Source organism: Acidovorax soli (assembly GCF_900107605.1).
GTDB lineage: Bacteria > Pseudomonadota > Gammaproteobacteria > Burkholderiales > Burkholderiaceae_C > Acidovorax > Acidovorax soli.
Map to the genome: position 1 here is coordinate 45,630 of NZ_FNQJ01000014.1, position 12,706 is coordinate 58,335.

Below are 12,706 nucleotides of genomic sequence, written 5' to 3' on the forward strand. Positions count from 1 at the left end.
ACCAATCTTGATTCACATCATTTTAGGACCTACACTAATCATCAGTGTACTTTTTATATGCACACTGTTTATTGATCCACATCAGCATCACAACCGACGGAGACAGCGGCAATGACAGTTTTGAACATTCCCACGGCACCAGTCCTGGTCGCCGGCGGCGGCATCGGTGGCGTGGCGGCAGCACTGGCTCTGGCGCGCCAGGGGTACGCGGTCAAGGTGCTGGAGCAGGCCCCCCAGCTCGGTGAGATCGGCGCAGGCATCCAGTTGGGCCCCAACGCCTTTGCGGCGTTTGATGCCCTGGGCATTGGCGAGCTGGCGCGGGCCCGCGCGGTCTACACCGATGAAATGGTCATGCACGACGCGCTGGACGAGCGCCTGGTGGGCCGCATCCCCACCGGCGACGCCTTTCGCCAGCGCTTTGGCAATCCGTATGCGGTGATCCACCGCGCCGACATCCACACCTCGCTGCTGGAAGGCGCCAAAGCGCATGGCAACATCGAGACGCTGACCGGCACCCGCATCGAGCGCGTGGAGCAAACCGGAGATACCGTCACGGTGTATGACCAGCATGGCGTGGCACACCAGGGCCAGGCATTGATTGGTGCGGACGGTGTGAAGTCCGTCGTGCGGCAGCAATACGTGGGCGATGCCGCCCGCGTGTCGGGCCATGTGGTGTACCGCGCCGTGGTCGAGAAGAACGACTTCCCCGAAGACCTGCGCTGGAACGCCGCCAGCATCTGGGTCGGCCCCAACTACCACCTGGTGCACTACCCGCTGCGCGGCGGCGAGCAGTACAACGTGGTCGTGACCTTCCACAGCCGCGAGCACGAGGAATGGGGCGTGCGCGAGGGCAGCCGCGAGGAGGTGCAGAGCTACTACCGCGATTGCTGCCCGCGCGCCCACCAGCTGATCGACATGCCCAAGAGCTGGAAACGCTGGGCCACCGCCGACCGCGAGCCCATCGGCCAGTGGACCTTTGGCCGCGCCACCTTGCTGGGCGATGCCGCCCACCCCACGCTGCAATACCTGGCACAGGGCGCCTGCATGGCGCTGGAAGACGCGGTGACGCTGGGCGAGGCCCTGAAGCGCTGCGACCAGGATTTCCCCAAGGCGCTCGCACTGTACGAACGCTCTCGCATTGCCCGCACGGCGCGGGTGGTGCTGTCGGCCCGTGAAATGGGCCGCATCTTCCACGCCAAGGGTGTGGAGCGCCTGGTGCGCAACGACCTCTGGAAGGGCCGCAGCCCCGAGCGCTTTTATGACGCCATGGAATGGCTGTATGGCTGGAAGGTGGACAACTGTCTGGCCGACTGAGCCTGCCATCGGCCCGTTCGTTCCACCTTCATTGACCGAAAGATTCCCCCATGAGCCTGATCGATACCGTACCTTCGCCCGTTCGCCTGCCCGCCGTGGCGGCCCATGGCCAGCCGGAGCCCACACCCGCGCTGGAGCAGCTGTACCGCGGCTTTGAGCAGGAAATGCTGGTGCCGCTGTGGACGCAGATCGGCGACCTGATGCCCCCCCATCCGCAGAGCAAGGCCAGTGCCCACCTGTGGCACTGGGACCGGCTGGTAGCGCTGGCCGATGAGGCCGGCCGCATCGTGCCGGTGGGCCGGGGCGGCGAGCGCCGGGCCATCGCCCTGGCCAACCCGTCCCTCGGTGGTAGGCCCTTTGCCACGCCCACCCTGTGGGCCGCCATCCAGTACCTGATGCCCGGCGAGGACGCACCCGAGCACCGCCATACCCAACACGCCTTCCGTTTCATCGTGGAGGGCGAAGGCGTCTGGACCGTGGTCAATGGCGATTCGGTGCGCATGTCACGCGGCGACTTCCTGCCCCAGGGCGGCTGGAACTGGCACGCCCACCACAACGCGGCCGACAAGCCCATGGCCTGGATCGACGGGCTGGACATTCCGTTCGCCTACTCCACCGAGTCCCAGTTCTTCGAGTTCGGCCGCGATGCCATCAGCCCGGCCGAACGCATTTCGCCCGAGTTTTCGCGTTCCGAACGCCTGTGGGCGCATCCGGGCCTGCGCCCGGTCTCGCAACTGCAGGACCAGGCCGTCACGCCCCTGCTGGCCTACCGCTGGGTGGACACCGACAAGGCGCTCAACGAACAACTGGCCCTGGAAGCCGAAGGCCACGCCGCCACGCTGAGCCCCGGCCACGCCGCCGTGCGCTACACCAACCCCACCAATGGCCGCGACGTGCTGCCCACCATCCGCTGCGAGATGCACCGCCTGCGCAGCGGCGCCACCACCCGCACGCGCCGCGAGGTGGGCTCCTCGGTGTTCCAGGTGTTTAACGGTCAAGGCAGCGTGAAGGTGGGCGACCACCAATGGCCGGTGCGCCGTGGCGACATGTTCGTGGTGCCGTCCTGGCAACCGTTCACCGCCCAGTGCGATGCCGGCCAGCCCTCGCTGGACCTGTTCCGCTTCAGCGACACGCCCATTTTTGAAGCCGTGCATGCCTGGCGCGAACAGGTGGAACCCGCCTGATAACCCCCAAGCCCTTTTCTTCGCAGCACCGGCCTGCCCGCGCGGACAGGCCCTGCGCCCTTTATCCCTGACTGGAAGCCCCGATGACCGCTATCCCCTATCTCTGGACCCCCTCCCCCGTTCAATCCCTGCCCGTGCGCGGCAGCGCGCAGCGCCTGCCCATCCACCGCCTGTTTTTCGTGGGCCGCAACTACCACGCGCATGCCGTCGAAATGGGCCGCCCCGTGGACAAAAGCGTCGAGCGCCCCTTCTACTTCACCAAGGCCCCCCAGACGCTCACCGAATCGGGCGCCACGGTTGCCTACCCACCGGAAACCCAAAACTACCACTTCGAGATGGAACTGGTCGTGGCGATTGGCAAGGCCGGATTCCGCATCCCGGCCGAGCAGGCGCATGAGTACATCTACGGCTACGCCTGCGGCCTCGACATGACCCGCCGCGACCTGCAACTGGTGGCGCGCGACAAGGGCCGCCCCTGGGACCTGGGCAAGGACGTGGAGCAATCCTCCGTTGCGAGCGAGGTCGTGCCCATGCCTGGCAAGGTGATCGATTCCGGCGTGATCGAGCTTTCGGTCAATGGCGCGGTCAAGCAGCAGTCCAACGTGGACAAGCTGATCTGGAACATCCGCGAGATCATTGCCGACCTCTCGCTGTTCTACCACCTGCAGCCCGGCGACCTGATCTACACCGGCACGCCCGAAGGCGTGGGTGCGGTGGTGCCGGGCGACCGGATCACCGGCCGCGTGGAAGGTGTGGGCGAGATCGCGCTGACCGTGGGCCAGCCCGAGTAAGCCGAGGACCGCCCCATGAAGCTCTACAGCTTTTTCCGCAGCGGTACCTCGCACCGCCTGCGTATCGCGCTCCACCTCAAGGGCCTCACACCCGACTACGTGCCGGTGGACCTGCGCGTGGACGAGCAGGCCCAGGCGCCGTTCAAGGCCATCAACCCGCAGGGCCTGGTGCCCGCGCTGGAGATCGACAACGGCCAGGTGCTGATCCAGTCGCCTGCCATCATCGAATGGCTGGAGGAGCGCTATCCCACCCCCGCGCTGCTGCCCGCTGATCCACTGGCCCGCGCCCATGTGCGTGCACTGGCCGCCATCGTGGGCTGCGACGTGCACCCCATCAACAACCGCCGCATCCTGCAAACCCTGCGCAAGCAGTTCGGCGCGGATGAGGCCGCCATCAACGCCTGGTGCGCCACCTGGATCACCGCTGGCTTCGACGCCATCGAAGCCCTGCTGGCCAAGGACAACGCGCGCGGCAGCTACTGCTTTGGCGGTGCGCCCACCCTGGCCGATGTGTACCTGATCCCGCAGGTCGAAAGCGCTCGCCGCTTTGGTCTGGACATGACCGCCTGGCCGCTCATCAGCGCGGTGGATGCCGCCTGCGCCGAGCTACCGGCCTTTGCCCGAGCAGCACCTGCGGCCCAACCGGATGCCTGAGCCCGCAGGGCTTTGAAGATTGTTGGAAAGACAACGCCGGCCCCACGCGCCAGCGGCCGGTGCGCGGTCGCGCGCCTGCCTCCCCTTACCGCTCCGCCCTGCAACAAAGCCGGGGCCCGCAGTGCCAGTACTCATAACCGTTCCCAGGAGACAAACCATGCCAGCCTTCCATTCCGCCCCGGCCCCACTGCGCGGCCTGCGCCGCCGCGCGCTCACCACTGCAGCGTTATTGCTGGGCGGCGCCAGCGCCACCGGCCTGGCCTGGGCCCAGGGCGGCACGCCCACCTTTCCCAGCAAGCCGGTCACCGTGGTCACTGCCTTTGCCGTGGGCAGCGGCCCCGATGCGGTGCTGCGCCTGGTGGCCAACAAGCTGTCGGTGGCCTGGAAGCAGAGCGTGACCGTGGACAACCGCCCCGGCGGCGGCGGCTTCATCGCCATCGAAGCCGCGCGCCGTGGCGCCCCCGACGGCCACACCCTGCTGCAACTGGACAGCGAGCACCTGTCCGCCCTGCCCCACCTGTACAAGCAACGCAACTTCCAGACGCTGCAGGTCTTCGACCCGGTCGCGCCGCTGTTTCGCACGCCGTTTCTGGTCGCCGTGCCCACGCAGTCGCCTTGGAAGAATGTGGGCGACCTGATTGCGGCGGCCAAGAAGGGCACCGGCGCAGTGAGCTACGGCTCGTGGGGTGTCGGCAGCCCGGGCCATCTGGGCGGCGAGTGGCTGGACCTGGTGGCAGGCACGCAGATGACCCATGTGCCGTTCCGCGAGGTCAGCCAGCTGTTCACCTCGGTCGCCAATGGCGACCCCGCCTGGAGCCTGGCCAGCATTCCGTCCAGCCAGGGCATCTACAAGGCCGGCAAGATCCGCTACCTGGCTGTGGCCGGCCCCCGCCGCATTGCCCAGTTGCCCGACGTACCCACCCTGGCCGAGGCCGGAGGCCCCGCGCAGTTGGATGTGAACTCGTTCGTGTCCCTGCTGGCAGTCAAGGGCGTGCCTGCCCCCGTGCGCGCCCAGATCCATGCCGATGTCCTGAAAGTGCTGCAAGAGCCCGAGGTGCGCGAGAAATTCAACACCTTTGCGTTCGAGCCCCTGTCGTGGTCGGTAGAGAAAATCCAGCGCCAGGCCGGGGTCAAGTCCGAGCAGTACAAGCTGCTGATCCAGAAGGCCAACATCAGCCTGGACTGACGGCCCCGGCCCCGAGCCCCGGCCGCGCCGGGTTACCCGCTTGAAGCCCTTCACGCCCGCCTTCGCCCTTGCACCGGTCACACGGGCGAGGCCGCAGGCGGGCGCTTCGCCATGGGGGGCTGCGCATGCATGGCGTCGATGTGCAAATATGCAAAAACAAAGTGCAATTTTCTCTATTGCGCTAGCAATTTCGCACAACTAACATGGAGTGGTTTTGGGCGCTTTGCCCGCACCCCTGCCCGCTTTTTTCCAGGAGACAACCCCATGAACGCACCCACCAACGTGGCCGCACTGGCCCCCACCGTCAAGCTGCTGATCGGCGGCCAGTTTGTCGAATCCAAGACCACCGAGTGGCGCGATGTGGTGAACCCCGCCACACAAGAAGTGCTGGCCCGCGTGCCCTTTGCCACCGACGAAGAAATCAATGCCGCCGTGGCCGCCGCCAAGGAAGCCTTCAAGACCTGGAAGAAAACCGCTATTGGCGCGCGTGCCCGCATCTTCCTCAAGTACCAGCAGCTGATCCGTGAAAACATGGGCGAGCTGGCCGCCCTGCTGACAGCCGAGCAGGGCAAGACCCTGCCCGACGCCGAAGGCGACGTGTTCCGTGGCCTGGAGGTGGTGGAGCATGCCGCCAGCATCGGCAACCTGCAGCTCGGCGAGCTGGCCAACAACGTGGCCGGCGGCGTGGACACCTACACCCTGCTGCAGCCGCTGGGCGTGTGCGCCGGTATCACCCCCTTCAACTTCCCGGCCATGATTCCGCTGTGGATGTTCCCCATGGCCATTGCCACGGGCAACACCTTCGTGCTCAAGCCCTCCGAGCAAGATCCCATGGTGACCATGCGCCTGGTGGAGCTGGCGCTGGAGGCCGGCATTCCGCCCGGCGTGCTGAACGTGATCCACGGGGGCGAGCGCGCGGTCAACGCCATCTGCGACCACAAGGACATCAAGGCCGTGTCGTTCGTGGGCTCCACCAAGGTGGGCACCCATGTGTACAACCGCGCCACCCTGGCCGGCAAGCGCGCGCAATGCATGATGGGCGCCAAGAACCACGCCATCATCCTGCCCGACGCGAACAAGGAGCAAACGCTCAACGCCATCGCCGGTGCCTCGTTTGGTGCCGCTGGCCAGCGCTGCATGGCCCTGCCCGTGGTGGTGCTGGTGGGCGAGGCGCAAAAGTGGATTCCCGAGCTGGTGGCCAAGGCCAAGACGCTCAAGGTCAATGGCGGCACCGAAAAGGGCACCGATGTGGGCCCGCTGGTCTCCTGCGCAGCCCTGGCCCGCGTGGAAGGCCTGATCGAGCGCGGCATTGCCGACGGCGCCACGCTGGAACTCGACGGCCGCAAGCCCGTGGTGCCAGGCTATGAAAAGGGCAACTTCGTGGGCCCGACGATCTTCTCGAACGTCAAGCCCGGCATGGCCATCTACGACCAGGAAATCTTTGGCCCCGTGCTGGCCCTGGTCCCCGCCGCCGACATCGACGAAGCCATCGAGTTCATCAACGCCAACCCCAACGGCAACGGCACGGCCATCTTCACGCAAAGCGGCGCCGCGGCCCGCAAGTTCCAGGAAGAAATCGACGTGGGCCAGGTCGGCATCAACGTGCCAATTCCTGTGCCGGTGCCACTGTTCTCGTTCACGGGTTCGCGCGCCTCCAAGCTGGGCGACCTGGGGCCCTATGGCAAGCAGGTCATCATGTTCTACACGCAGACCAAGACCGTGACGGCCCGCTGGTTCGATGACAGCACCACGTCGCACGGTGTGAACACCACCATCAGCCTGAAGTAATGGCGGGCTGCCAGCCTGTTGCAACTTTGTGCGCCACCGCCCTGCTGGCGCTGCAGGCAGGCGGTGCGTGGGCACAGGCGGGCGCCAACTGCCGCCCCGGCGGCAGCGTGGCCGAGGTCAATGCCTGCGCGGTGCAGGACTTCCAGACCGCAGACACCACCATCGCCGTGCTGTATGCCGACGTGATGCGCGCCCTGGCCGCCCACGAACGCCCGCAGCTGCGCCAGGAGCACAGCGCCTGGCTGCGCGAGCGCACCACCCGCTGCAAACAGGCCACGCGCGCCACCGAGCAGCAGCCCGACGGCCCCCGGCTCTTTCATGAGTGCCTCACGCGCGAGACGCAGCAGCGCCGCCGGGGCCTCATGCGCTGGCTGAGCGCCGACACGCCCGCAAAGCCCTGACCGATCCCCATTCAGTCGCAAGACCCTGCGAGACTTCCCCATGGACTTTGAACTCACCGAAGAACAGCGCGCCTTTGCCCAGACCGCCCGCGAATTTGCTGAAGGCCAATTGGCGCCCCATGCGGCGCAGTGGGACGCCGAAGGCATCTTCCCCAAAGAAGCCATCGCCAAGGCCGGCGAACTGGGTTTTTGCGGCCTGTATGCGCCCGAGAACGCTGGCGGCCTGGCTCTGCCCCGCCTTGATGCCACGCTGGTGTTCGAGGAAATGGCCGCCATCGACCCCAGCACCACCGCCTTCATCACCATCCACAACATGGCCACCTGGATGCTGGGCACCTGGGCCACGCCCGCCGTGCGCGAGCACTGGGGCCCGCTGCTCACCACCGGCGAAAAGCTGGCCAGCTACTGCCTGACCGAGCCCGGCGCGGGCTCTGACGCCGCCTCGCTCAAGACCCGCGCCGAACTGGTGGGCAACGAATACGTCATCAACGGCAGCAAGGCCTTCATCAGCGGCGCGGGCAGCACCGACGTGCTGGTGCTCATGGCCCGCGCGGGTGACGCGGCATCGGGCGCGGGCGGCATCAGCGCCTTTGCGGTGCCGGCCGATGCCCCCGGCATCACCTACGGCAAAAAGGAACACAAGATGGGCTGGAACAGCCAGCCCACGCGCACCATCAGCTTCGACAACGTGCGCATCCCTGCCGACCATCTGCTGGGCCGCGAGGGCGAAGGCTTCAAGATCGCCATGAAAGGCCTGGACGGCGGGCGCATCAACATCGCCACCTGCTCGGTGGGCGCGGCCCAGGGCGCACTGAACGCCGCCCAGCAATACCTGCACGACCGCAAGCAGTTTGGCAAACCCATCGCCAGCTTCCAGGCCCTGCAGTTCAAGCTGGCCGACATGGCCACCGAACTCGTGGCCGCGCGCCAGATGGTGCGCCTGGCTGCAGCCAAGCTCGACGCTGGAGCCCGCGACGCCTCCACCTACTGCGCCATGGCCAAGCGCTTTGCCACCGACGCGGGCTTTACCGTGGTCAACGAAGCCCTGCAACTGCACGGCGGCTACGGCTACATCCGCGAATACCCGCTGGAGCGCCTGCTGCGCGACGCGCGCGTGCACCAGATCCTGGAAGGCACCAACGAAATCATGCGCGTGATCATTGCCAGGCGCATGCTGGACGGCGACGCCACGGAGGTGATTCGCTAGGTTTTTTATAGCTTCCAGCGCTTTATACACAAGCGCTAGCAGCCCATTTGACCCAAGCCATGCCGGCCCGCCCCCTCCGCGACGAAACCCTGCACCTGATCGACGCCGTGCGCACCGCGCTGGCGCATCGCAGCGATGTGGACGAGCGCAGGCTGTTTGGCAGCTACTGCTTTTTTGTGGACGGCAAGCTGTGCATAGCCGTCAAGGGCGAAGAACTGCTGGTGCGCCTGCCGCCGGGGCGGCACGCGGAGTTTCAGGAAATGCAGAACACACGCGAGCTATCGCCCGAGGGCAAGATGCAGGGCTACTTCTGGGTGGAGCCCAACGGCTACGCCACGCGTGCGCAGTGGCACTTCTGGCTGCGTGAAGCCCTGGCCTACAACCCGCAGGCCAAGGCCACGCCACCGCGCAAGCGGGCAGCAGCCAACCCCCCGCCCGCAGCGCCATCCATCTCCAAGAGCAAGCGGCACAGCATTTTTGACGACGACACACCCTGATTTCAAGCCTTTTTGGCCGATAGCGCTTATGCAACAAGCGCCAGAAGCTATCCAATTGATACCAATATCCACCCATCAACCCCATCACCACAAGGAGACAGCAGCATGAAAATTGCATTCATTGGCCTAGGCAACATGGGCGGCCCCATGGCCCTGAACCTGCACAAGGCCGGCCACACCGTCCAGGCGTTCGACCTTTCCAAGCCCGCCTGCGACAAACTGGCCGCCGACGGCGTGGCCATTGCCGCCAGCGCCACCGCCGCCGCGCAGGGGGCCGAGGCCATCATCACCATGCTGCCCGCCAGCCAGCATGTGGAAGCGCTGTTCCTGGGCAGCAACGGCCAGCCCGGCCTGCTGGCCCACATCGCCAAGGGGGCGCTGGTGATCGACAGTTCAACCATCGCCGCCGCCACCAGCCAGAAAGTGGCCAAGGCCGCTGAAGCTGAAGGCATCGACTTCATCGACGCCCCCGTCTCGGGCGGCACCGGCGGCGCCATCGCCGGCACGCTCACCTTCATGGTCGGCGGCACGGCAGCCGCCCTGGAGCGCGCCCGCCCCCTGCTCGAAAAAATGGGCGCCAACATCTTCCACGCCGGCGCCGTGGGCGCAGGCCAGACCGCCAAGATCTGCAACAACATGCTGCTGGGCATCCTCATGGTCGGCACCAGCGAGGCCATCGCCCTGGGCGTGGCCAACGGCCTGGACCCGAAAGTGCTGAGTGAAATCATGCGCCGCAGCTCAGGCGGCAACTGGGCGCTGGAAAAGTACAACCCCTACCCCGGCGTGCACGAGAACGCCCCGGCCAGCAAGGGCTACACCGGCGGCTTCGGCACGGATTTGATGCTCAAGGATTTGGGCCTCTCGCAAGAAAATGCCACCGCCGTGAAAGCCAGCACCCCGCTGGGCGGCATGGCGCGCGCGATTTACGCGGCGCACAGCATTGCGGGGCATGGCGGGGAGGATTTTTCGAGTGTGATCAAGATGCTGCAGAAGCAGGGCTGATCTGCAAGGCAGCCATTGGACAAGTGACCACGGGGGCTGCGGCATCTGCCGCAGCCCCCGTTTCATTTGTCACGGCCCAGGCCGAGCCGGAAACGCTGCGCACGGTGGTGTCCCCCTGAAATAACGCAACTACAAATAATCCTTGCGCATCAAATAAACGTAGCTACACTTAACGATGAATGTGACGTTCGACCTCGCCAAGGATGCCGTCAACATGGCAAAGCATGGCCTGTCCCTGGCCGAGGCCGCAGGCTTTGAATGGAACACCGCCGTGGTGTGGCCTGACCAGCGCCGGGACTATGGCGAAACCCGCATGGCCGCGTTGGGGTACATCGGGTTGCGCATCATGGCCGTGATGTTTGTTGACCGCCCGGCCGACCATCCGACCGAGCGCCGCGTCATCAGCTTGCGAAAGGCCAACAGCCGAGAGGTAAAACGCTATGCCGAAACTTAAAGCCAAAACCATCCTGCCAACCCCTGCCGAGGATGCAGTCATCACAGCCGCCGCCATGGCAGACCCCGACGCCCAGCCCTTCACGGATGCCGAATGGGAGCAGGCCAAGCCACTGGTGCGCCGTGGCCGCCCGCTGGGTAGCGGCAGCAAAGCCCAGGTAACCCTGCGCCTGGACGTGGAGGTGCTGGAGAAATTCAAAGCATCGGGCGATGGCTGGCAAACCCGCATCAATGAAGCGCTGAAGAACTGGGTGCGCACGCACGCCTGAACCAGTGAAAGGGAGATAGGGGGAAGATTACGATTTCCATCAGCGGCGCCATTGCCAGCACGCTTACCTTCATGGCCGGAGGCAGAACAGCGCAGTTCTGGCAACAACTGGGCACTGAAAAAGTACAACCCCTACCCCGGCGTGCACGAGAACGCCCCAGCCAGCAAGGGCTACACCGGCGGCTTTGGCACGGATTTGATGCTCAAGGATTTGGGCCTCTCGCAAGAAAATGCCACCGCCGTGAAAGCTAGCACCCCGCTGGGCGGCATGGCCCGCGCCATTTACGCGGCGCACAGCATTGCGGGACATGGCGGAGAGGATTTCTCCAGCGTGATCAAGATGCTGCAGAAGAAGGGTAACTCGAAATAGGGTAAACCGGTTTTACCTTTAGGTCGCTTGCAAAAAGGGTGCTGTAACCGTATGCTACAGCACCCTTTGCCTTCTGCATTCCGGAAATTTTTAGGTTTGCCTAAATGAAACAAAGTTGGTTCATTCCCTGGGTCGATAGAGGCGGTTGTTTTTTATCCGATCGTCTATCGTAAGATAGCTTTCGTCTATTTCTAGTTAGAAAGGATATCATGTTCGGCTTTGGGAAAAAACCAGATCACTTCACGGATCTCTTGGAATATTTGGTAGACGATTGGCAAATGAAAACTCGATATGCGAGCGCCTTCTTGTCTGCATATCGTTCTGATATCTCAGCACTGCATGAATCTGGACTCAAGCGGCTAGAGGCCAGCTTCGATCTATCCAAGCCAGAAAATAGATTGCTTGCATATCAAATGCCCGACCCTCGCGCATTCGCAATCGTAGGACAAGCCTACAAAGGCTACATGAATGATCTTCGGCGCGGAAAACACGTTGACACCGAAGTTGAAGTTTCCATATGGGCAATATTGTCCAACCGCACCGATTTAGTTGCCGATGTAGATAGGGCTTTAGCGAAATACATAGAAGACAATCACGAGAGAAAATTTCCAAGCCTTTTTGAAGAGGTTTTTTCTTGAGTGCGCCTGTTTATTTCTAACATTTCGTCGCAGCCGACCGCCTTCGGCGTCGGCTAAATTCAAGGCGTTAGATATTCCAAGGAGAAGTAAAACGTGAATACTATTTCCGACCTGTGGAACGGTCGTTCTGGATTAGCAAAAGCTTACTGGCTGTGGGGCGTCTTGTCCGGCATTCCGTGGGGCATAGCACTATCTCTGGTCACGCCTGGCAGCAATCCTGCAATCGTTGCAGTTCTGGCCTTTGTCGTGTACTACGTGATCGTGCATGTCGGAATCTGGCGTGCAGCATCCCAATACCAAGGCTCCAAAGCATGGGCAATTCTTGCGAAGATCGCGGTACTCATAACACCTGTATGCTTAGTGCTCGGAATAATACTAGCCATTGCATTACCTGCGTATCAAGACTACAAAAAGCGCAGCTCCATTACTTTAAGCTCTTCGTCGAAGTCACCCGAAAAATATGGATTTGGCATCAACTCAAGAACTGAATACGAGGGGGCGGTTGCTAAATACAGGGAGAGAATAAAATCGGGCGAGATTCACGTTTTTGACTCCACTCCGACCATGTATCTAAAAGAAGAAGAAAAAGAGTGGCCCAAAGAAGAAGTTCCAAAAATTGGATTTCTTTGGTGGTACGAGGATAATTATATTTACATGATCATATCAAATAATCATTCAAGAATAGCAATTAGAAAAATAATTCTTGGCGCAAATCATGGTGCCTGCGGCACGACCGGCCAAACGTCTTACCCTGTAGACTTGAATGTTGACATTCAACCCGCCCATTTTGCGGTCGTCAGATTGTCGAATGACTTGCTCTTTAAATTCTCCTATCAGATATCTGGAAAATTAAACAATGAAGAGCAAAAAAGATGGAGCTCAGATAGAATGGATCGAAATGACTGCTTCGACATACTTAATGCATGGTTTAGTGATTTTTAAATCACTAAACC

The 12,706-nt window shown here is 63.1% G+C and carries 14 protein-coding genes and 1 pseudogene; all 15 read left to right on the forward strand.

Translation table 11 applies throughout. The annotated features are described in order from the left end of the window. The first annotated feature begins 111 nt into the window (after positions 1 to 111). The 15 genes and pseudogenes from BLW02_RS10845 to BLW02_RS19650 all read left to right on the forward strand — a co-directional run bounded on the left by BLW02_RS10845 (position 112) and on the right by BLW02_RS19650 (position 12,695). The gene (locus tag BLW02_RS10845) at positions 112 to 1,314 is read left to right on the forward strand and encodes a 3-hydroxybenzoate 6-monooxygenase (RefSeq protein WP_092698463.1); all 1,203 of its coding nucleotides are present in this window, start codon (positions 112 to 114) and stop codon (positions 1,312 to 1,314) included. A 50-nt stretch (positions 1,315 to 1,364) separates the two neighbouring features. Beyond that, positions 1,365 to 2,498: a cupin domain-containing protein gene (locus BLW02_RS10850; protein WP_092698465.1), complete on the forward strand. Its 1,134-nt coding sequence runs from the start codon at positions 1,365 to 1,367 to the stop codon at positions 2,496 to 2,498. 83 nt (positions 2,499 to 2,581) lie between these two features. After that, positions 2,582 to 3,289, forward strand: a complete 708-nt coding sequence (locus BLW02_RS10855; RefSeq protein WP_092698467.1) for a fumarylacetoacetate hydrolase family protein — start codon at positions 2,582 to 2,584, stop codon at positions 3,287 to 3,289. 15 nt (positions 3,290 to 3,304) lie between these two features. Further along, a complete protein-coding gene (gene maiA / locus BLW02_RS10860; RefSeq protein WP_092698469.1) occupies positions 3,305 to 3,943 on the forward strand; it encodes a maleylacetoacetate isomerase in 639 nt (212 codons plus the stop codon). A gap of 157 nt (positions 3,944 to 4,100) precedes the next feature. Then, a complete protein-coding gene (locus BLW02_RS10865) occupies positions 4,101 to 5,129 on the forward strand; it encodes a Bug family tripartite tricarboxylate transporter substrate binding protein (RefSeq protein ID WP_092698471.1) in 1,029 nt (342 codons plus the stop codon). 264 nt (positions 5,130 to 5,393) lie between these two features. Then, entirely contained in the window at positions 5,394 to 6,917 is a 1,524-nt protein-coding gene (locus BLW02_RS10870; RefSeq protein WP_092698473.1) for a CoA-acylating methylmalonate-semialdehyde dehydrogenase, read from the forward strand. Next, the gene (locus BLW02_RS10875) at positions 6,917 to 7,318 is read left to right on the forward strand and encodes a lysozyme inhibitor LprI family protein (RefSeq protein WP_092698475.1); all 402 of its coding nucleotides are present in this window, start codon (positions 6,917 to 6,919) and stop codon (positions 7,316 to 7,318) included. The genes BLW02_RS10870 and BLW02_RS10875 overlap by 1 nt, the downstream gene beginning before the upstream one ends. Positions 7,319 to 7,358: 40 nt before the next feature. Beyond that, positions 7,359 to 8,525: an acyl-CoA dehydrogenase family protein gene (locus BLW02_RS10880; RefSeq protein ID WP_092698477.1), complete on the forward strand. Its 1,167-nt coding sequence runs from the start codon at positions 7,359 to 7,361 to the stop codon at positions 8,523 to 8,525. Positions 8,526 to 8,584: 59 nt separating this feature from the next. After that, a complete protein-coding gene (locus BLW02_RS10885; protein WP_092698530.1) occupies positions 8,585 to 9,022 on the forward strand; it encodes a TfoX/Sxy family protein in 438 nt (145 codons plus the stop codon). A gap of 105 nt (positions 9,023 to 9,127) precedes the next feature. Continuing rightward, positions 9,128 to 10,024, forward strand: a complete 897-nt coding sequence (gene mmsB / locus BLW02_RS10890) for a 3-hydroxyisobutyrate dehydrogenase (protein ID WP_092698479.1) — start codon at positions 9,128 to 9,130, stop codon at positions 10,022 to 10,024. Between the two features lie 175 nt (positions 10,025 to 10,199). Then, positions 10,200 to 10,478, forward strand: a complete 279-nt coding sequence (locus BLW02_RS10895) for a BrnT family toxin (RefSeq protein ID WP_092698481.1) — start codon at positions 10,200 to 10,202, stop codon at positions 10,476 to 10,478. After that, a complete protein-coding gene (locus tag BLW02_RS10900; RefSeq protein ID WP_092698483.1) occupies positions 10,465 to 10,746 on the forward strand; it encodes a BrnA antitoxin family protein in 282 nt (93 codons plus the stop codon). The genes BLW02_RS10895 and BLW02_RS10900 overlap by 14 nt, the downstream gene beginning before the upstream one ends. 78 nt (positions 10,747 to 10,824) lie before the next feature. Beyond that, positions 10,825 to 11,115, forward strand: a pseudogene (locus tag BLW02_RS10905) (NAD-binding protein); the annotation flags it as partial. Positions 11,116 to 11,324: 209 nt separating this feature from the next. Beyond that, positions 11,325 to 11,753, forward strand: a complete 429-nt coding sequence (locus BLW02_RS19645) for a hypothetical protein (RefSeq protein WP_139285358.1) — start codon at positions 11,325 to 11,327, stop codon at positions 11,751 to 11,753. 93 nt (positions 11,754 to 11,846) lie between these two features. After that, positions 11,847 to 12,695 carry a hypothetical protein gene (locus tag BLW02_RS19650; RefSeq protein ID WP_139285359.1) on the forward strand — a complete coding sequence of 283 codons (849 nt, stop codon included), beginning with the start codon at positions 11,847 to 11,849 and terminating at the stop codon, positions 12,693 to 12,695. The last annotated feature ends 11 nt before the right edge of the window (positions 12,696 to 12,706 follow it).